Origin of the sequence: Parasedimentitalea huanghaiensis (assembly GCF_009753675.1) — a bacterium.
Lineage (GTDB): Bacteria > Pseudomonadota > Alphaproteobacteria > Rhodobacterales > Rhodobacteraceae > Parasedimentitalea > Parasedimentitalea huanghaiensis.
The window spans coordinates 686,801-707,286 of the sequence record NZ_WQLV01000001.1; the positions used below are offsets into that span (position 1 = coordinate 686,801).

Annotated in this window: 22 protein-coding genes; all 22 read right to left on the reverse strand. The window is 56.5% G+C overall.

All coding sequences use genetic code 11. The features are described from left to right. Window positions 1-23: 23 nt before the first annotated feature. Window positions 24-248: an Rz1-like lysis system protein LysC gene (gene lysC / locus GO984_RS03160; RefSeq protein WP_167740201.1), complete on the reverse strand. Its 225-nt coding sequence runs from the start codon at window positions 246-248 to the stop codon at window positions 24-26. Further along, window positions 220-528 carry a hypothetical protein gene (locus GO984_RS03165; RefSeq protein ID WP_157021077.1) on the reverse strand — a complete coding sequence of 103 codons (309 nt, stop codon included), beginning with the start codon at window positions 526-528 and terminating at the stop codon, window positions 220-222. Before GO984_RS03165 ends, lysC begins: the two co-directional genes overlap by 29 nt. Then, window positions 528-1,274, reverse strand: coding sequence for a lysozyme (locus GO984_RS03170; RefSeq protein ID WP_157021078.1), 747 nt, complete (start codon window positions 1,272-1,274; stop codon window positions 528-530). Before GO984_RS03170 ends, GO984_RS03165 begins: the two co-directional genes overlap by 1 nt. 68 nt (window positions 1,275-1,342) lie before the next feature. Continuing rightward, a complete protein-coding gene (locus GO984_RS03175) occupies window positions 1,343-1,561 on the reverse strand; it encodes a phage holin family protein (protein ID WP_167740202.1) in 219 nt (72 codons plus the stop codon). Further along, complete coding sequence (locus GO984_RS03180; protein ID WP_157021080.1) at window positions 1,558-2,067, reverse strand: hypothetical protein; 510 nt, start codon at window positions 2,065-2,067, stop codon at window positions 1,558-1,560. Before GO984_RS03180 ends, GO984_RS03175 begins: the two co-directional genes overlap by 4 nt. A 4-nt stretch (window positions 2,068-2,071) precedes the next feature. Continuing rightward, window positions 2,072-3,103, reverse strand: a complete 1,032-nt coding sequence (locus GO984_RS03185) for a hypothetical protein (RefSeq protein ID WP_157021081.1) — start codon at window positions 3,101-3,103, stop codon at window positions 2,072-2,074. A gap of 27 nt (window positions 3,104-3,130) precedes the next feature. Beyond that, the gene (locus tag GO984_RS03190; RefSeq protein ID WP_157021082.1) at window positions 3,131-6,706 is read right to left on the reverse strand and encodes a host specificity factor TipJ family phage tail protein; all 3,576 of its coding nucleotides are present in this window, start codon (window positions 6,704-6,706) and stop codon (window positions 3,131-3,133) included. 46 nt (window positions 6,707-6,752) lie between these two features. Continuing rightward, a complete protein-coding gene (locus tag GO984_RS03195; protein ID WP_157021083.1) occupies window positions 6,753-7,133 on the reverse strand; it encodes an NlpC/P60 family protein in 381 nt (126 codons plus the stop codon). Then, the gene (locus GO984_RS03200; protein ID WP_157021084.1) at window positions 7,133-7,606 is read right to left on the reverse strand and encodes a DUF1833 family protein; all 474 of its coding nucleotides are present in this window, start codon (window positions 7,604-7,606) and stop codon (window positions 7,133-7,135) included. The genes GO984_RS03195 and GO984_RS03200 overlap by 1 nt, the downstream gene beginning before the upstream one ends. 353 nt (window positions 7,607-7,959) lie before the next feature. Beyond that, entirely contained in the window at window positions 7,960-10,164 is a 2,205-nt protein-coding gene (locus tag GO984_RS23900) for a phage tail tape measure protein (RefSeq protein WP_209279370.1), read from the reverse strand. 138 nt (window positions 10,165-10,302) lie between these two features. Continuing rightward, the gene (locus tag GO984_RS03210; protein ID WP_157021085.1) at window positions 10,303-10,794 is read right to left on the reverse strand and encodes a hypothetical protein; all 492 of its coding nucleotides are present in this window, start codon (window positions 10,792-10,794) and stop codon (window positions 10,303-10,305) included. Further along, entirely contained in the window at window positions 10,794-11,183 is a 390-nt protein-coding gene (locus GO984_RS03215; RefSeq protein WP_157021086.1) for a hypothetical protein, read from the reverse strand. The genes GO984_RS03210 and GO984_RS03215 overlap by 1 nt, the downstream gene beginning before the upstream one ends. 25 nt (window positions 11,184-11,208) lie before the next feature. Beyond that, on the reverse strand, window positions 11,209-11,631 hold the full coding sequence (locus tag GO984_RS03220; protein WP_157021087.1) for a hypothetical protein: 423 nt from the start codon (window positions 11,629-11,631) through the stop codon (window positions 11,209-11,211). Continuing rightward, entirely contained in the window at window positions 11,631-11,804 is a 174-nt protein-coding gene (locus GO984_RS03225; protein ID WP_157021088.1) for a hypothetical protein, read from the reverse strand. The genes GO984_RS03220 and GO984_RS03225 overlap by 1 nt, the downstream gene beginning before the upstream one ends. Further along, window positions 11,801-12,124 (reverse strand): head-tail joining protein, encoded by a 324-nt coding sequence (locus GO984_RS03230; RefSeq protein WP_157021089.1) that lies wholly within the window; start codon window positions 12,122-12,124, stop codon window positions 11,801-11,803. The genes GO984_RS03225 and GO984_RS03230 overlap by 4 nt, the downstream gene beginning before the upstream one ends. A gap of 6 nt (window positions 12,125-12,130) precedes the next feature. Beyond that, window positions 12,131-12,463: a DUF2190 family protein gene (locus GO984_RS03235; protein ID WP_157021090.1), complete on the reverse strand. Its 333-nt coding sequence runs from the start codon at window positions 12,461-12,463 to the stop codon at window positions 12,131-12,133. Between the two features lie 100 nt (window positions 12,464-12,563). Continuing rightward, window positions 12,564-14,945, reverse strand: coding sequence for a S49 family peptidase (locus GO984_RS03240; RefSeq protein WP_167740203.1), 2,382 nt, complete (start codon window positions 14,943-14,945; stop codon window positions 12,564-12,566). Next, window positions 14,938-16,440, reverse strand: a complete 1,503-nt coding sequence (locus tag GO984_RS03245) for a phage portal protein (protein WP_157021092.1) — start codon at window positions 16,438-16,440, stop codon at window positions 14,938-14,940. Before GO984_RS03245 ends, GO984_RS03240 begins: the two co-directional genes overlap by 8 nt. After that, window positions 16,440-16,643, reverse strand: coding sequence for a phage head-tail joining protein (locus tag GO984_RS03250; RefSeq protein ID WP_157021093.1), 204 nt, complete (start codon window positions 16,641-16,643; stop codon window positions 16,440-16,442). Before GO984_RS03250 ends, GO984_RS03245 begins: the two co-directional genes overlap by 1 nt. A gap of 1 nt (window position 16,644) precedes the next feature. Further along, window positions 16,645-18,780 carry a terminase gpA endonuclease subunit gene (locus GO984_RS03255; protein ID WP_157021094.1) on the reverse strand — a complete coding sequence of 712 codons (2,136 nt, stop codon included), beginning with the start codon at window positions 18,778-18,780 and terminating at the stop codon, window positions 16,645-16,647. Between the two features lie 2 nt (window positions 18,781-18,782). Further along, window positions 18,783-19,436, reverse strand: coding sequence for a terminase small subunit (locus GO984_RS03260; protein WP_157021095.1), 654 nt, complete (start codon window positions 19,434-19,436; stop codon window positions 18,783-18,785). 131 nt (window positions 19,437-19,567) lie between these two features. Beyond that, window positions 19,568-20,182, reverse strand: a complete 615-nt coding sequence (locus tag GO984_RS03265) for a hypothetical protein (RefSeq protein ID WP_157021096.1) — start codon at window positions 20,180-20,182, stop codon at window positions 19,568-19,570. Window positions 20,183-20,486 lie beyond the last annotated feature (304 nt).

Consider the following 20,486-nt stretch of genomic DNA (forward strand, 5'->3'; position numbering starts at 1 on the left):
ATTTGGAAATTTGAAGCGGCCGCTCAGCGCGGCCCGGTTGGTTTTAGAATTTCAGCAATGGTTTCTAGGCGGTCATTGGCGCAGTGACGCCCGCGCATCTCAGCGCCCGCAGCATCGATCCACTGCCCTTCAGTGCTTGGTTTTGGCCCGGTGTATCCTGAACAGGGTTGCAGCAGGTCGGGCGGCACTGGGGGTGGTGGTGGCGTGATAACAACAGGATCACGGCCACAGCCGCTCAGCAGCAGCACGCAGCAAAGGAGACAAAGGCGCATCGCGGCCCTCCATGGATTGCAGGTCATTGAGTAAAGCGTCCCACTGGCGGGCGTGATCAGCGGCGCGGGCCAGATACACGCGGTGGACGCGGGCGGATTCAAGCGCCTGCTCTTGGGCGATACGAGCCGTGGTGATCTCGATTTGCGCTGCAGCAAGCTCCCCCCGCAACTGGGTGCGGTCCTGCACCAGATCGACCAGCCACCAGCCTGCAAGCGCCAGCGCCAGATAGGGCAGAAACCGCAGGGCCTGCATCATCAGGTCTCACCGACCATGCAAAGATGGTGCTCCGCCCCCCTGCGATTCACCAAGCCGCGCACAACGCGTCGCCCAGCCCTGTTCCACCAGGTCAGGGCCTCACAGCCCCCAATGATATCACCGGCGTTCAGGCGGCGTGTGGCTGTGCTGCGCCCTGCCCCGCGTATACCGACATTCCAAGCCAGCGACACATAGGCAGCGTCACGCGAGGGTGTCAGCCGCTGCCGTTTGGTTTCAGGTGTAAAATACTTATGCAGGGCGTCACGGTAAGAGGTTAGCCCGCGCATCAGGTCCGCCTTGCACTGGGCATCACTTCGATAATCGCCCTGCCGCACCCCCTGCGTCTCGCCATAGCAGATAGTCCAAACTGGTGGTTTAGCGATCCGGTCCAGATAGGCATGGTTTTCCTTGCCTTCCCAGACCATGACATGTGGCACCAGGACCCGCATGGTGGCCTTTTCAGTGGTCTGCGCCGCTACCTGCGAGGCAAGGATCACTGAACTAAGAACAAGAATCGCAACGACAATGCGCCGCCGGATCGCGCCCTTACTTGTTTGTAGGACCACCCGGCCAAGGATACCCAAAGCGATGATCCAGATTTGCAGCATCGTCCACATAGCCGGGTTGGTATCCACACCCGTCGCCAGATAGATGGCATCCGGTGCACATGTGACAGCAGCAAGGACGTAAAAGGCCAAGGCGGTATAGGATCGCAGAACAATGCCCCGCCAGTTTTTATCAAACATTTCAAGTCTCCAATTGGAAAGACCCCGCCAAAGGCAGGGTGGGTTCAGTTTCAGTTTTTGGGGTTGGTTTAGCTCGGCAATTTGCCAGCTAGTTTCGCCTGCAGCTCACGGCGCTGCAGCCGGTAGGTGGCGACTTTGAACCAAAAATTCACGCCAAACCCGGCCAGCGCCAGGACAAAGCCACCGATGGCCAGCCATTGGGTCAGAGACAATGCCCCTACACCGGCAATGGCTGCGCCGCTAATGGTCGTGAAATTGGCCAGCCCCTGAAGCTTGCTATCGATCATGGAGCACCCCCTGCAGCTTTGGCCCATGCTGCCGTGACTGTGGCAACGCTTAAGTCAACGGCTGGATCAACGGACTTCGCAAAGCCCTCAAACTCACCGATCAGAGCCAGCGTGTTGTTCAGATTAAAAGTGTCTTTGTTTCGATATCTCGCCAGCAAACCGCGCATATCTTGACTTTCTTCTTCTGGTCGGCCCGCGAGGCTGGCAATCATCCCATCCCAAACCAGATCCCAGTCTTTGCTGGCTAGGAACCCTTCGAACTCAGACTTTGAAAGATTGGGAAGCTCAGGCTCAAATGGTAAGGCTGGCAAGCCAAGCGTATCAGCAGCCCAAGCCGCGCGGGCTGAGGGATCCGGCGGCACATCCACAGCGTCAACAATGCTGTGGGTGGCACCTTCTGGTACAAACCGCGCCGCCGCTTCATCTGGGGTCAAACCACTGCCTTCAACCAAGGTCATCACAGCAACCGAACCGGCCTCGTCGGCATAGACAATTGATTTTTTCATGGGGCTACCTCGAAATCAGTACTGTAATGTTGTCAAAATCCCTGCTCGTGCCTGTTAGATTGGTGGTAAAAAACGAGACAGAACCAACAGCTTTGGTCTCCCCAATTATGTAACCGCGCTCATCGCCGCCTGTATCGAAGTCGAACGCACTGATTGAAACGCCATAGTTCGTGTCTGGCTGGTCATCATAAAAGTGGACGGTGTAAGGGCCACTAGGGCTTTCTTTCACAACGGAGGCGACCCCCTTGCTAGACCGAATTGAAACCGCCCCGGTACCGTTGAAGTTTACCCGCACTGGGAAAACTGTAGACGCTGACTCTTCGACCGGCGCAAACAGTGCTTTGCCTTTTTCAAAGGTAACGATACCAAGGGGATCGGTCAGCGCCTCACCTGCGGGCATGACCATCGCCGCCTTGTCGGGGCCATGATAGAGGCTAACCTGAAGTGCGCCTGTTTCAGTCAAGTCGGCGGTTAGAATGTTACCCTTCTTCTCACTTGCGGTATTTCGAACCTCGACAAGATAGACTTCATTGTTGACCAGCGTTCGGGCAAGAAAACCTTTGCCGGTTTCTTTGAGATCGAGAAGCGGTGCCCCGTTTTCAATCGTAAGACTGCCGGTCAGCTTGCCACCAGATCTGAGCAATCCCAGAGCAGCGATTGCCTCAAGCACCCGCAAGGGGGTCATGAGTTTGGTATCATGCTCCCCGGCTTCCGCCTGGGTCTTGGTTGCCAGCGACAGACGCTCTGCAGCCACCTTGCCCGCATTCAGATTTGCCGCATCCCGCAGGAACGCAGATGCACCCGTGATGAGACCAGTGGCTGGGTTCACCCGTAACACCAGGTGATCCACTACACCGTCAAAATACATCAGATCAGTTTGCGTGGCGCTGACCGACTGCGCCCATAGCATTCCCGGCATCGCATAAGCCGGACGCTCTGATCCGTTGTGATTTGAATGCAGCGCCTCAAACAACAGCTGGAGATCAGAACCACTCCGTTTTGTTGGGTCGAAGTCTGCAAGCCCGTGCTGGGTCATTTTGCGTCCTCTTCTAGATTTTTGAATTTACTGAAGTCGGCCATAGCCCTTGGCGATGTAATCGAATGTGCAGGCAACGCCCTGCCCCAGATCATCCAGAAACTGCTGATGGAAACCTGAAGCATTGCCAGCTGTCCGCACAGATCGTGCGCCTACTGGCAGACCTTGCCCATCAACCGCAATCGCTGGCTTACCCAAAAACGGAGGATCAAAGCTGACCTGCACACCCTCTGCAGGGCAGACGATATCCGCCCCTTCTACAATTCTGTCCGGCACATCGATCGTGACGGTCAGAGCCTTTAATACAGGCGATGTCGTGACACTTGTTGAGGTGAAGACCACCCGGAACCTGAAGCCTCGCGCCAGATAATCCCCCACCAGAAACCCTGCCCAGTCAGTCCAGACCGCGCTTTGGTCATTTGGATCCTCGGTAGTGGTCGAGATCTGCAACTGCAGCCCAGCCGGATCAACCTCACTGCCAGACCAGGTCGCGACATCAAACCATAAACCCCATTCAGACCAATGCTCCCCAAGATCAAATGCAAACCAATCTAGGGCCGCAGTGACACGGCTGGTCATCACCGCCGACAGGTCGGTGATCTGAGAGGATGTAAAGGTCGCCTGATAGCTATCCTGTGGGGGCAATCCCTCGGGTAAAAGCTGCAGGCCGCGCGCAGTGCGCGACAGTCCAGCATCGAGGTCACCGACAAAGTCAGGATGCAGGGCCACCTCTTGCACAACATTGAACCCAACCAGGTCCGCAATCGTTGACAAGATCACGGTGGGGGCTGCGCTATAGTCCCCCCAGTGGCCCACAGCCTTGATCAGGTAGCTGCCTGCGAGGGCTGGAACGGCGACAGAGGTGCCCACCACAGCGCGTTCAACGTCCACCGCCTCATTCCAGCAGCCAGAGCTTCCAGCAGCGAGGTGTCTGATGGCATAATGTTTGGCGACAGGCCCTAGGCTATCCCAGGTAAGGTGTGCCTGGTCACCAAGGACCCGCAGACCAAATCCTTGCACCAGGTCAGGTTTCACCACGGCGGCGTCACGGCTGACCTCTTCCACCACCGCTGCAGACAAAACACCTGCGCCATTCCTCGAATAGATTTTCAGGGCATAATCTCCAACAAAAGGGAGATCTACGGTCACGGTGTTGCTGGAAACCTCACCTCTGGAAACTTCTGCCCCACTCTCCAGATCGAGCAAGACAGCAAGCAGAGAAGAGGTGATGAACCGATCCTGCGCAACAACCTCACCAACCCACTGAACCCTTGCAGGATCAGCCGCCACCTCGATCACCGAACCGATGATGCGCGGCGCAGAGGCCAGTAGAGTTTCGCGCGGCACAACTGTCGTGATTGTTGGCACATAGGGTGGAATGGCCCCTTGATCCGCCAACAGAACCGCTGGCGCTGCAGGCACGCCCTTGAGCTTGGCCTGCATCTCCTCGCCATGCTGGATCGATGTAATCAGCACTTCCATGCTTTCCTGCGTCATTTCCTCAATGGAAACCAAATCACCCAATTTGATGCCCGCCGCATTCACGGTCTCAGCAACAGTCCAGATCCCATCATAGGAGGTCGGTGGATTGGCCCGAAACACCAGCTCAGTTTCAGACCCCCGGCGCAGGCAAATTCGGTAATCACCCGCTTCTGGCGACAGAAATTCATCAAGGGTAAAGCTGATCAGGTTGCCACTGCCATCACTGGTGATCTGGCTAATCCTGCCTGACCCCACACCGATCAGCGGCACATCATGCACCAGGCGCACCTTGTCACCCATGTTGACCCGCAAATGGTCGAGATCACTGCTCCAGCTGAACTCTTCCGGGCGCAGGATCGCCTGCGCCAGATGATAACGCCCAAGACGCCAGGCATTGCCCCCGGTGGCGTCATTTTTGGCCAGAACCACACCGCGCAGATCCAGAGTTTCAAATTCACTGGCATTAGACGCATCATAGCCATCGGCATAGGCGACGATTTCGTCCTGCTGCCATTCCAGCCGCTCAGACAGGCAGCGCACCCGGAACCCATGGATCTCCTTTGGAAAGGTGATCGATCCCTTAAACCCGTAGCTGTTGCGCGGGCTGAACTGCTGCACCACCGGCCCTGCGCCACCATCACGGATGATCGAGTATTTCAGATCCCGCAGTGTGCGCCGCGCCCGACCCGTGGCGCAGATCATATCCAGCACCTCGGCCACAGTGGTGGACTGATCAATCACCGCGTCACAGGTCCAGTGCGGTTCTTGCTGCGCCCAATCCAGAAGGTCATCGATCTGAATTCGAGTTTCGCCAATGGGCCGGGCCAGCATTGGCCCCATTAGAGACCGCGCATAGATCCACGCCGGATGGCGAACGGGTTGCGGTGCTGACCAGGTCGCGCCGTTCCAGACCGGGGCCATCTGCAAGGCCACCCCGTTCAAATCCTGCAGCTGACCATTCAGCTGGTCGCTGGCCTTCACCCGGATTGCAACCTCGGCAATATCCGCATGGCTTGGCAGAGATCCCGATTGCACAGACCGAAGGGCAGTCAGATAGGCATCGTCGCGAACCGTTGTGGCCTCACTGTCTTCAGTTTGACGGGTCACCTCGACATCATATTCACCCTCATCCGGCAGCTGGATCGTTTTGGAAAACCGCAGGTTTGCCGTTGAAGCACCACTATGTGTTTCTGTGCCCGCATCGATCCAGTCCAGATCCCCAACCCTGCGATATCGGTATCCCACATCAACCGAATGGGTTTGCTTATTGTTGTTACCGTCAAAGGCAACCAGCCCCTGATAGGTCACATCCACCGTGACAGAGACCGCACGGTCCCGTGTTGTCCGCACCACCGCCACGTCTTGCTCCAGCCCCACCGAAAAATTGTCTTCAGCCACATCATCCGGATAGAGAGACATTGCCTCTGTGCCTTGCCGCCAAGCCGTAACCAACGGCGCGAGATCTGGCAAATTCGCCAAGGTCTCGGCCTCATCCACATTGAGGAATTCCAGTTCCACGCCTTCAAATTCTGTGATCGGCGTGGTGCCAATGCGCAGTGTTTCCAGAGCAACCGGGCCATAGCCAAAGGTGTAGCGCCCCCGGAAATAGATATTGTCCGCTTCCCCCTCTGTGTAGCCTCTGGCCGTTTTGGGCGGGAAGATCTGATGGCGCCCCAATACGGTTGGGTAGACCCCATAGCGATTTTCCGCGTTGCCAGATCCGGTGATCGAGTGATTTGGATCATCCTGCGTTGCACGTCCCGGCGACACAGGGGGCGGGATCAAGGCGTTGATCAAAAGTGAGCCAACAATCGAAACCGCCGCATAAACTAATGCATAGCCAAGCGTCCCAGAGGCAAACACGGCCCCCGCAACCGCGCCAGCGGCTGAGGGTAAAACTGCCGCCAGCAACAAACCGGCCAAAGGACCGTTTACCCTTGGTCCAATCAGCACATGGCTGCCGGAACGCGGGCGCACCCGGTGCCATTGATCCATTGGCACAACGGAAGAATTCGCCCCGCGGCTGATGGTCACCTGAACCGCGGCCAGAAACCGCGGCTCAATCGCGGCATCGCGCACGATATCTGCAACGCTGGCCCCTTCTTGACGGGTTTGGGACACAGGCCTCCCCCGCAATGGGTGTTTGTAGGCCGTGGTTTCAAACAGATCAGGACCCATAGACATAGATCCCTTCCAGCCGTGAACCCCAGGCGCTGCTTTGATAGTCTTCAATCACGCTCTCACCGATCTCACCTGATGCATGCAGCATGAACCGCCCGCCCATGGCATAGCCCACATGAAGAGCCAGCCCTTTCACTTTGAACAACAGCGCCGCCCCCTCAACTGCCCGATCCACGCGCCGCCAGTCTGGGCGCGTTTTGGCTGCCAGATTTAACCGGGCTGCAGCGGTCATCGTGCACAGCGGGTCAAAGAGATCCCGACCATGGCGCACGCGCTGCAGAGCCAAAAACAAACCAAGGCAGTCATAGCTTTCTGGCCCCCTGCCAAGCTCTTGGTAGGGAATGCCAATCCAACCATCCGACCACATCAGAACAGTGCCGGCACATTTTGGGGGTTCAGGATCATATGCCCGAATTGGGTTTCCAGAATTGGCTCCACTCCCATGGTGCCGCGAATGGTGTGCGCGTCATATTCCGCTGCGCGCATCTCAACATCCAAGGGGCCGACCTGCACATCATCCGGAGTGTCAGCCAGGATCACCACAATCTGCGCTTCAACGATGCCGGTAACCTGCCGCAAAGCCTGCACCAACCGCCGGTCAGTGTTATCTGCAACCCAGTTGATCACTGGCACGCCTTCCGCCTCTTCGTCAGGCAGGGAAACGCTAAACCCCAGTGGCTGGAATTCCTGCCCCTGATGGGTGATTGGCACAGTATTCGGCACAACGCGGATTGCTTCAGCCCACCCCGCTTGCGTCAAGGTGATCAGCGGTAGAACAACCTCGCCCGTTTCCTGAGCGTGCATCGCTTCCAGCATTTGCGGCGTCAGATCTGACCTCATGGCAACAGCTCGGCAGCAATTGAGATAGACCACTTTCCACCGCCAACGGGCCGGAATTTCGGCGAGCCGGTAAACCTAAAAGTTGCCTCAACTCCAAAAAGCGGATCTACCATCAAAAACGACAATGCTCCCCCCGCCAGGTCAACCGCTCGGAAGGCCTTGAACGCAGAGATTTGCTCAACGGTGTAAGAAGGGTGGAACAAATTATAGCTATCCGGAACCGCTGTAAATCGAGGTCTGGTTTTCTTTGGCCCAGTGGACATAGACGTGCGGATAACGCCGCCTCCAAACTCCACTCCGAGGCCTCCAAGCCGATCGAGGCTAGGCAGATTACTGGGAAAGCTTACCGGCATTTAGTACCCCATTGCCTTAGGGCGCAGACCAAAGCGACGGGACAGAACCTTATCCTGCTTGCCGCTCTCAAGACTGCGCTTAAGGCTGTTATCGATAAAGACGTCAATTCGGTCCGACCCGGTCTGTTCGGCCTGAACATTTTCTGAACCCGATGCAGAATGAACCACCACCTGCAGGTTGATCTCTTGAGCCGGGGCTGACCCACCGGAGACCTGCGCATGCACCCCCAATTTGCCGCCGGACCCGCGCGAGAGTGGTAGAATGGCCTCTGGTCCCGCCTCGCCCATCAGCCCGGTACCGCCCCGTAACGGGAAGTAGGTCGGAGCGGAGACCACCCCACCTTTTGCAAATGCACTTACGCGCCCCCCCTGAAACGCATTGCCCTTGGCATTCATTATCACCCCACCACCGCCGGTCAGGCCGCTGAAGATATTGCCCAAACCCAACTGCCCGAACACCCCACTGAACGCATCGCTCAGCATCTGATCCAGCAAACGATCCGTTAGACGGCCCAACGCCGCACCAGCGTCTTCTGAACCGCGAACAATTGAAGAAAACGTTGATCCAAAATCGTCTTCGATGCGCTTCGCAGACTGTTCTAATCGCCGGGCCTTTTCTTCAGCGGTTTCCAACCCAGCGCCCAGCCCATCAACTTTGCCAGTTGCATTAGAAGACGCGACCCCAAGTGCATCGACACCATCAACAGTGACCTGCAGTGTGCTATTCAAAGCCTCAGCTGTTTTCACCATGGCCGTGTCGGAGCGCATCACGCGCGTTGCAGTGTCTTTGCGGCGAGACTCGGCGATTTCAAGCGCACGGGTGGCCTCTGCCAGTTCACTCCGGGCACAAACCAGATCTTCTTGAATGAGACCGGCTTCGTCTTCTCCAAAGAAATTCCCAAACTTCAGCCCGGAATTGATCCCCTCCTGCATCGCCAACTCAGACTGCAGCAGCGCGACATTGGAAGACGCCGCATCGCGGGCAGCCTTTGCCATGTCGTAATAGTCATTGGCCGCATCAACAGCAGCGGCTCCAGCTCGGGGGGCTGCGGTTGATTCAAAGACCCCAAGTGCTGCATTCAAAGCCGCCTGCGCTTCCTTGATCTGCTCCAGAGGCTCTTTCACCTTCTCGGCGTTATCGCGGAACACTAGGAAATAGGCAGCGGTTCCACCGACCAGAGCGGCCAGCATACCCCAAGGCCCAGCGGCGAGCGCTATTGCAGCTGCCATACGGGGGGCCAATGTAATAATAAGACCCATCCCCTTTGCCATGCCGCCCAATGCAGTAATCGCTACCGGCAAACTCAGGACCAACAGACCAATTGAGGTAATGGCAGGCCCAAAAGCAGTGGCCAATCCACCAGCCACAACGATGTTCTTTTTCACTTCCGGAGACAGCGCAGAGAACCAGCGAACTCCATCCTTAATCTGCTCCTTCAGTGGTTCCATGAATGGAACAATCTCCTTCCCCAGCTCTTCCTTCACATCGCTAATTGCGTTTGAAAGTTGACGCCATTGCCCAAGAGGAGACTGTGCGGCCGACGCCGCCTGCCCCTGGAACTGAGTTTCCAACTCCCGCAGGATCAAGGCCTGCGCCGCCGCAACATCGCCGGTTTCCACCAAAGACTTGATGACTTTCTTTTGATCTTCAGAAAACTGGACGCCGGAGCGGCCTAAGGCAGAGATCCCTTTTATTGGGTCATTCAGAGCCTTGCCCACCAGAATAGACGCGCTCTTCAGATCCATCTTCAACAGCGTCGCCATATCCAAGACATTGGTTTGCGCGCGCCGGAACACATCCCCCTGCACCTTTGTGAAGGTGAGCAGAGGCGCAGTCACATTACGCAGAATATCCTCATCCCCAAAAGTGGTGACGCCCTGCAATGCAGCAGCCATCCCCTTGAGGTCCTGCGCTGACAGGCGGGCCGCACCACCAGTTGAGCGGATAGCCTGTGCCACAGTGCGCTCTGCATCCACTTGCTGGTCATACAGCTGCACAGACTGCTTGCCCAAATAGGCCAAAGGTGCCGTCATCGCAGCACTTAGCCCGGCTCCAAGGTTGCGCATAGTCCGTCCGGTTCGACGGGCATAGTCATTCACCCCCGCCAGCGCCCCCTTGACCCCCCTCAAATCATTTCGGGTGCGATCAAAGGCAGCAGCGGTACGGGACTGCGCAGTGATATCGAACTTCAACAGGTCAAGCACTTTGGGCCTCATCTCGCAAATCAAGGAAAGCGTCGAGCAGCTCCACCTCGTAGAGGGGAAGATCACTCATTATCTGGTGGGGGTATTTTCCCAAGGCCAGGGCGATCCGACAGACAGCCTGTGCCTGCCGGTCGCCCATCAGCCGTTTTTTATCGGCTGCTTTGCCTCATGTGCTGAAACGATCCGCTCAAGGGTGTAAAGCAGGAAGCCAGGTGAAGCCGCATCAACTGCCTTGGACAAAACCGGGCTGCCTGCCACCACCTGCTTTAGTGCTTTTTTCAGAACATCTAAATCCAGCGCCGCGAGTTCTTGTTGTGCCGTCTCACCGACCCCGCCAGAGGCCTCGCCCATAATCCGTGACATGACCGCGAATTCCATTTTATGGAGTTCAGCTTTCACTTCCGGCTCATTGGGAAAGGCAGGGCTGCCATCTGCATTCTTTGCCTGATGGACCATGCCAGAAACCATCAGGGCGTGCTCATCCGAAGGGTTTACACCCTGTCGAATTGCCTCATGGTCGGCCAAGGTGAGAGGCGGAAAATGAAGATCGATGCCATATTCCGAGACGTGAACCTTGACCATTTTCCGCGAATTATGCGCATCGCGTAGCTTTGCTAAGATATCGCTCATCAGGCCACCGCCGCGATGCTCAATGCACCCTTGCCTTTGCCCGAATACTCTCGGGTTGCCTCGCCATCATGGCTGCCACCAAGTTTCATAGACAGGATAGACACGGTGCCGGAGTAGTAAGTTTTGCCGCTACCGTCGCCCTCAGTGTATCCTTCAAAGGTCACCACATCCCCTGCCCGAAGGCTCTGATTGGCACCTGCCATATGGTCGAGCAGAAAACTCAAGCTGGCAGTCCAGCCTGGGACAGTGGTGTCATGGTCCTGCCAACTATCACCGGCAGCAGTCAGGTCTACATCGCCAACGGTTTCTTCAATGTCGATCTGTCGAAGGCCGTCAATCACACTGCCGTCGAGTTTCGCCACTGAGTTCTTCAGTGTATGCCGCGCCATTTGCGGGCTCCTTTTCTGTTGAAAATTAGGCTGGCAAACCTTCCGGGGTGAAACGCGCCACCCGGAAAATCATGTTCAGCTTTCCTACCCGGCGCGCTCCGTCGCCAGATATGTCGATATCGGTGGTTTCAAGTTGGTGATCACCCGCACCAATCTCTGCCAGAACAGGCAGAACTAACGCCTCAATCTGGACACTGATGTTGTCCAGAGAATCCTCAAGGTCATCGCCACCCTGACAACGGTATTGAACCGCAACATCCGTGGCGCGCAGAACACTGGTTGCGTCTGCTTTGCGACTGACTTCCCGAGGGGTAAACACCCCAAGTGCAGGCAAGGTTTCTGGATCAATACTGCTGGCCCAAGCTGCCAAAACCGTTAGACCAGAAAACCCCGGCTCTGCGACAACCGCATCCCGAACATCTTTGCGCAACTTGCTGCGAGGGTGCATCAGCTTTTAGCCTTGGTCTGCCCGGTTACTGGTTCACCAAAACCGCGCTGCTTATCATCCCGCGCGCCTTGGTCGGTCGTTTCGTAAGCGTCGCCAGGCTTCAGTGCCTTGCCCGTTGGCGATTGTGTGGCGGTTCGGCTCTGCAGCGCCCGCATCTGCACTTTCTGGGTCACAGATCTTCCTCCAGTTCAAAAATTACAAAACCATCATCAGCCGGGCTACCGCCGGGCTGACCATTAAGGACAAGGTATGTCTTGCCGTTTGCCGGATCGATCAAACTGCCCCGGACGATCCCAGCAACCTGGTCGGCTGGCACCTTCAGGGTCGGCGCGAGAACCAACACGTCCCGACCATCCTCCCCAGTCACTTCCACTGGCTCCTCTCGGAACACAGCCTCCAGAGTGTGCTTTTCCCCACCAACCGGCGTATGGGAGACAGAGCTGCCAAGTATGTTAGTCAGCAGCCCTGCCATTCCGTCGAAGTAAGAAGACATCAGCCCTTAGCGAACCACACCGTCCAGAAGCACCAGGCTGGTGTCGGACGGATCTGCAGCCGCAACCGACGCAGCACCAATCACTGAGTTGCCACTGGTCGCAGTGGTGCAACGCTTGTTGGCATCGTCCCAGTAAATCTTGGCACCCTGCGTCCAGGCCTGCGCACTGGTCTTCACCAGATCAAAAACGCCCCGGCGCCTAAGCTGCACCAGCTGACCTGCCAAGGTATCAGTCGAGGCCACGCCAAAGAGCGCCCCAACCTTGCACCCCTCGCCGGATTTGACATCGTATGGCGCGATAACGGGAATAACCTCGCCGTCATGTTTATGGTTTTTCATGATACATTCCTTTTCAGCCCGCTTTTGCAGGGCCTTGCTCCAGAAAGACCAAAGGCGGCCAGTGGCCGCCCTTAGGTCAAATCAGTTTGTTCCGCTAAACTCAGGACTGGCCAGGGTTCTTGTACAGCCCGTGATAGGCCATCGGTGATACCCCAGCGTCCAGACGAACCTTCATTTCCGTGCCGTCAACGCTCCATCCGTCCTGCTGTTCGATGAACGGTTCGCGCATCCCATCCAGGTAAGCGACTTCGATCGTGTCATGTGAACTTGGATCAGCAAGCAAGAACCAGCTATTTCCGGAAACCCGCGCGTCAAGGATTGGGTCAGCCGCTTTGTACACGGTATTAAAGGCTTGCTGACCTTTACCGCCCGAAGTGTCCGGGGCCTTTTCCGAGTTCAATGCCCGCAACACTGCCGCCCGCTGCACATGCCCTGCCAGCAGGAACCGAGGCGAGATGTTTAGGACAGCGTTTTTGTCCTCAGACTTGCGCGGCTTCTGCTGTGCCATGGCAGTTAAACCCGCATCGATCGTACCTTCGGACGGCGCAGCACCAGTTTCAGACAGGTTGCCGTGATCCGCGTGGAACAGCGCCTTGCCATCGGACATTGCAGGGTTGCCATTCAGCACCGCAAAGACCAATGCACCAACGGTGCGTTTTGATGCGCGCCCCATTTTGCGCGGAATATCAGAAAAGGCATCAAGGTCATCATTGATGACAGCCTGTCGCGAGATCTTAAACAGCTTGCCGTAGGTGGCCAGCATGATTTCCTCGCTGAAATCACCCATGGTTGCATATGTGAATTCTGCATCTTCATCGACTTCGGCCAGTGCAGGGAACATCCCCATGCCGACACGCTTGGTCTTCTTGAAGTCAGTCAATGTGCCCGCGCGAGTGAACTGCTCGAAGCTTTCCGCCGCTTCATTGTAGCCCAACAACATGGATTTATGCGCCACATCTGCCAATACATGGCCAAAGTCAGCCGTGGTATGCTGACCGCCCGCCATGCTGGGCACAAACGCCGCTCCAACCATAGACATCGCCCCGCCAATCGGCACAGCCAAACCGCGCGAAGTCAAAGTGTACCTGGCCATTTCACGCAATGACATGGAAGAAAATTCGTTTCGTTTGCCGCCCTCTAGGCCAACTTTGGCCGAGATCGCTTCGACCATGCCCGCACGGGTTCGCTCTACGCCATCGGTCACCACTCGCGCCGAAGTGTCATTATTACGGATATCCCCACCGTCTTGACTTTGCGAAGCCATCTTATCGATGATCTGCTCTCCAGCGGCCTCAACTGAGCCACCACCTGAGACCAATTCCTGTGCAAAATCAGCTGACAGTCCGGCCTTGGCAACCATGCCGGTGATTTTCACCGCTCGATCGGTCGCGGCAGCACCTGCATCTGGCACGGCTGCAACCGGGGTTGTGGCGGCCTGTTCGGTCACCGGCTGAATAACTTTGTCACTCATGTGACTCTCCTCGTGTTGCTGGGGAACTTTCGCCCCGGATACGCAGCCGGAGCTGCTCAGTGAAACGCGGGTGCCTGCATTTGGAATGTTGCCATCCCATGCGCCGGTTTCATTCACCGATGCGACCATCGCATCGAATGCCTTTTTGGGATCTGCCACGCGATCAGCCAGACCAAGGCGCACGGCCTCAGGTCCATCGAAGCAGCGCGCTTCAGTGCTCAGCGCCGCTGACATGTCGAAACGATCGCCGCGCCCTTCCGCCACAAGCTGCGCAAGGGAGACGCGCATTTTTTCGCACTGTGTTTGCCACTCAGTCAGAAGTTCCTCAGACAGCGGCTCGATTGAGTTGCCTTCAGCTTTGCGCTGACCTGCACGAATAATCGTGACAGTGATGCCCTCTTTATCCAGTTGCCGGGACTGTTCGGCATGCATGGCAATGACACCAATTGAACCACATCCGCCAAATTCAGGGACAGTGATCAAATTGGCCTGACTTGCCAGGGCGTAACCTGCGGAATAGGCACTCTCTGCGCAAAAGGCATAGACAGGTTTGAACTGGCGCACTTCACGGATCTGTGCGGCCAACTCAAAAGCCCCAGCCGCTTCCCCGCCCGGCGTGTCTAGTTCCAGTGCGATCGCTTTGATTTCCGGATCGGCGGCTGCAGCCGAGATCTGCGCTCGCAATCCTTCATAGCTGGTCAGGCCCGAGGACTGCCCCAGCCAAGCGCCACGTCGCACCAGAGATCCAATCACCTCAATCACTGCAACGCCCTGATGATTGAGGTACCCTTTGCGCTCTTGGGTCACATGCGTGACCAACCCGTCATGCAAAATCGATCCGGCTTTTGGGCCAGTGTTGCCGCTGGCCTGCTCTGCCATTGTGGCACCCAGGTCAACGTGAACCCCCAAAACCCGAGGGCTGAACGCTTCAGCAATGACGCGGGCTTTGCGCTCTTCGATCATCAGGGGCACGCCAAACATACGCTGCGCGACTTGGGCCATGTTACTCATCAGCGGTTTCCTTGCTGTCTGTGTTGGAATGTTGAGCACCGCTGGCGGTTGTTTTGCGCGGGTCACTGTCAAAAACTGCATCGCTGTCATCAGCGTTTGCATTGTCCTCTTCGATCTCTCGCTGCACACGCGCGGGATCTTCACCCGCCTCGCGAATGACGCTTTGCCGCGATGCAAAACCAGAGCGCACCTTTTTGTTTAGAGCAGGATAATCCTTGGTTGGATCAACAACCGGACGGCGCGGTGCAGTCCATTTCAGGCGGTATTCAGTCGGATCGATCCCAGTCTTGAAGTGAACCGCCTCTTTGAACCAATCCCCAACGCGGGACATCTGTTTTGCGATCATCAATTCCTGCTGCCAAAAGCTGACAATCGGGTCCTGATCCATGCGGCCCATGCGGCCCGAGGAATAGTTCACGCGGCTGTAATCCCCGGTAAACCCTTCATAGGTCAGCATCAAACCTGAGGCGATCAACCGATCGATCAACCGAACAACTGGCTCTGCATCCATGGCGCTTGGTGGTTCATTCCAATCAAGCTCATCACCGGCATCCAACTCAAGAATTCCACCGGCTTCAATTTCGGACAGAAAATCAGAGCTATCGCCATCAGGATCATCATCGCTGCCAACCCTGCGCAGAATTCCGGCAAACATCGCCGCAACTTCCTGCCGCTTCAGCGTGCCCTGCATGAACTTATGAATATCCATCAGCTCGGGCATTACTGGCGTATACCAGCTAATCCCTCTCTTCTGCCCTGGGCGATCCACCATAAACGCATGGGCGATATGTTCAGCGGCCACACGCCTCACATTTCCGCCGCCATAGACCGAACCGGGATGCTCTGTGTGCAGGTGAAAGAACTCACTTTTCCCAGTGGGACCGTATTCAATACCGTCCTCGATCCGCCGCCCATTTGTGCCCTGCCCGGTGTCCCGGTTCGTTGTAAGGTAATCCGTTTCCAAACATTGGATTTGGAATGGAAGCGGCAGCCCATCTTTTGACCTGCGCAGGCGACGGCGCAGCAGCACCTCCCCCGAGGTCGGGATCGTTTTCATAGACAAAGATTGCAGGCCGAACAAAGTAGAATTGCCATCCGCATCAATGGCCGTGGTCAGCAAGTGATCTTCAATCAGACCCTCAATGCGTTTTTTGTTCTGGCTTGCCTCCGCACTGACCATCTCCACCACCGGGCGTATACCTGCGCCAATTGCATAACCGGAAAACAGATTGTTTGCCCGCACCACACGGGGATTGTTGCGCAGCATATCGCGGGCAATAAAGGCCAGCGGCATGCGCGCTCCTTGCATTGCCCCCTGTGCATCGCGCCCATTGCGATAGAATTCTTGCGAGCGGCGACCGCCCCCAACTGGTGCATAACTACCAGCCGATGCCTGCCGATCAACTCGACGCGATCGCAGTAGGTCAAGCTTGGTTCGAGCGATCTCTCGACGCAGTGCCATTTCTGGAGCCACGTAGGACAGAAAACCACCCATCAGCGGAACCCCGTGCGGGTTGTCGGGTTGTGTATACGTCTAGAGCCACCCAACGATCCCAATGCTGTCTTGAGCTTACGTTCAAGCCGAAGCATTTCGTCATAGGTGCGAAAATTGACTTTTTCGCCATTCATTTCAACCGACTGAGCACCCTTGGCAATTGCCGATTGCAACCTGTCGAGATCCGCTTGTGTATATGCCATGTCACACTCTCATTTTGCCGACACGCCGCTTGCGCCGCTTCGGTTCTGGGTTTGGTTGATCCGGGATTTTGGGGATCTTTGCTCCGGGCACCCAATGGGGATTTCCATCGCCCAGAGTTGCCCAGTTTGGTGGCGCTTCCAGATTGATCCGGCGCAGCCCTTTATGTTCAGCCATCGCTTGAGCCTGGACTGACAAGTCAAAGCTCTCGTTTCGTTTCTGGCCGTGCTTTAAGGCCCAGCCTTTTTCCAGCCGTTCCTCAGCGCAGAACTCTGCCATATGATCGTCACTCAAAAATTCAGGCAGCGGGAAACTGCGCCGGTCACCAGGCGCGCGCATCAATGCTGCTGCAACAGAATCCTTCAGCCGGTCCGTTGCCATATTCAGCAACTTGATCCGGCGGCCTTTGTTCTTCTTATTCGACCGCTCCGGTGCTTCATGCCAGACGCGATCACGCTGTTTGAAACCACCATGACCACGGGTCAGGAACCAACGGCTCCCCTCTCCCGCCTTCACCCGTTTGCGCCAGAACTCTTCAGCGTTGTCGCTGACACCCGGTTGACCCTGGAAGTCCACGCCCAAAGCAAGGGCGCGTAGTGCACAATCAGCGCCATCGACCACCCAAAGCATGTGGCCCAGCTCAACCAATACGGCCCAGTCTCCAGGGTACTTGCCCGGATCTAACTTCCGTTTGGGGATCTCGCCCTCAGTTAAGGGTGGTGGCTGTGTTAAATCGAAGCGGTCAATCACCGTGCGGGTGCCATCAACACCCCAGCCTGTAGCCTGCACTGTGAAATAGGTGCCCTGAACATCAACCGAAACGGTGATAAATCTGACCCAGGCAGGCGCAACACCACGTTGCACCAGTTGCTGCTTTTCCTTCAGTGCAGTGACGTTTAAATCGCCGTCATCATCTTCACTGGCCCGCGCATAAGGCAAACCAACTTCTGTGTACATGAACCGGCCAAGCGCCAGGTCATCATCCATTTCTTCAACTTCGCGCACCGCATCCAGATATCTGGCAACCATGCTGGACCAGTTGGAAAACGTGGCCGCAGCCCCATTTAAGGCCCAGCTTGCAATCTCGGAGCCTCGGATCGCCGCATCGCCAAGCGGCACCACAGCGCCACCATGCTCAGCCTCATGAAACCAACCGCCTCGATCGCGCAATCCAGCCCGGTTGAATTCGTTTCTATGTTGCGCCCCAATCAGACAATGGCAGTGAGGACACTCCATTTCAGCGGTTTCGCCAGCGTCGATCGGTGGCAAATCTGCATTGTAGTGCAGCCTGTCAAAGCGCGGTTCGAACAGAATTTCACAGTCGCGACATTCCCAGTACCAGCGCCCCCGTGTGCCACGGTTATATAGGGGAACAATGCCATGGCGCACTGGCGGCAATTCGTGTGGCGCATCTTTACGCGCGGCCCAGTTCGACTTCTTTACCGGCCATGCCGGCGTACTTTCAGCAAACAGAAATCCACGCGACATAAACGTCTTGCAACGCTGCAGCCCCATATCAAAGGCAGACCCTTCCGGCGCATCCTTACGCACCCCAAGTTCTGGCGGGAAGTGATCGTAATCCGTCATCCCAACAAAGCGGTATTTGGCAGAGGACAACCATTGTGGTGTCGGATAGCCAAGCGTCAGACGCATGCCACGAAACCGCTTGCGCCCGAATGTATCGTCATCACGCGCACGGCCCAGCCGCTCACGCACTTCAGGGCTGTTCTGGATCACAGTATCCAGCGATTCCTCGACCCAGCGATCCCGGCTTGGGCGATCCATATGAACCACCAATGCCGGACCCGGATCACAGGTCACCGGATGCAGCGCGGTTGTGATCAGGGCCATCGTTTTGCCAGACTGCGACGGCCCGACAAAGGCACCCGCGCGATAGATACGCGATTGCGTCGTATCGACCGGCTCCACCATGTAGGGCGTGACCTCGCGGTCGTAGTTTTGCCAGACGCCTCGGGTCTCCACCCGTACAAACCGCTCAGCTGCTTCGGTTGGTGTTAATCGGCTAGGCGCATCCAGAAGCGGCAGCGAGTCCATCAACATGTCTTGCGCCGAGGCGAACGGCGGCAGAGGCGGCAGGTCGTGAACCTGTCCTAGCGCATAGTCTGAATTTTGAACCATGATCAGGCGTTGCCCTGATCTCGGTTGTCGGAGAGGTTCACTATTTCAGCAGGCCTAAAACCCGATTCACTAATCTTGTGGCGCGTGTCATCCAGAATTCCATCGCAGAACTTCTGCGCCTTATCCACCTGGTGCGGACTCAATCCAAATTCCTGTTCAAGCCAATCCGGAAAATTCATAACCGCATTCCGGAAACTGACCAGAACATGGTCAAGAACAGCCTCAACATGCATGCGACGGACGAGGTCGCCGCGCTGTTCGGCAGCTTTGTTCCGGATAATCATGGCCTCGGACCATTCACGAACTTCCTTTGCTGAAAGGTTCGCGTTTTCCTGATCCTCATCGTCGTTGATAAACAGCATGGCCTTTTGAGCCGCACTATTCAGTTTTTCAGCACGTTCCTTGGCCTCGCCGCCCTCTCGCCACTTCCGCCAGGCGTAGCAATGGCTGAACAGAAACTCATAGCTAGTCCCGTTCCCACCGCGCGAATTGACCGGCATACCGGCATCAACCCATTTCGTGATTGTAACCACTGAAACCGCCATGGCACGAGCCAAGTGGTCACGGTTGAAAGTCTCATCCTCGATCCCATCGGGTAGCGGGTAGAGAGACAGGTCGAGAACTTCCCCACTTTCCAATTCGATCTGCTCAGACATACCTTGACCTTCATTTTCCTAAACCGGAACAACAACAACAGAAACCGCAACCCCCCGACAAAAAACCAACCCTGCATGAACCGGGGTGCGAATTACCCCCGTGCGGGAAGAGACCAGGAAGGACCCAAACACTATCTTGCAGTGGACAGAGCTTTTCTCACTCCGTTCACAAACGCTGCCTCAAACCTCTTGCGAGCCACGCGCATTGCAATTGGTCCAAAATTGTACTTCTTGCGGTAGGATGCTCGCGGCTCAAACGACACCAGCATCTTGAGTGGCCCACGACCCTTACGTCCCGTGCGCTGATAGATCCCACCCGGCAAGTGACCCCGCTGACCACCACTCGCGCTGGTCGCAAAGACACCCTTGCGCCGCTTCAGCCGGGACAGTGCACCTTTGGGCAGGTTGCCGTATTTGTTCAATCGCGCGCCAGTTGGAACCACCAGAGCTTTTCTCTTCGGCGTCCGACGTCCACCCTTGACCTGAAGCTTCAGATACTGGGCCTGCACGGATTTCACACCGATGGTGGCAGTGAGGTTTGTCTTTCTGGCCCGCCGAAAATAGAGCGCGCGTTTTGTGTAAGGTGTCGGGCGGTCAAAGATCTGCTCAATCGTGCGTTCTTCTGCTTCCTTCACATGCCCCGCTGTTTCATTCAGAGCCAGTGAGGTTGCATAGGGCAGCTGCTTACGCGCGAGATCAGACAGGACGCGCTCGGCCTCATCAAAATTCGCTTTGATGTTCAGCACGGCAACACTCCGAAACGCAAAGCGCCCGAGGCAGGAACTCTGCTTCGGGCGCATCAATGGTGACTGCAATATGTCAACAGGAGCTGTTTTTTGTCAACCCTCCTTTGTTGGACACATCCTACCAACTCATCTGCTGTGATCGAGCAATGGCGGCACCGAACCCCATTGTGACTAATGCTGCACTGCGCAGAAACTTCTCAATATGGGCGGAGACCTGCCGTTCGCTACGATTTGCATGAATGGCAGCAATGCGCAGAGAGCGACATTTGCAAAGTCTTGGCTGCTTCCCGATAGCAGACATTCG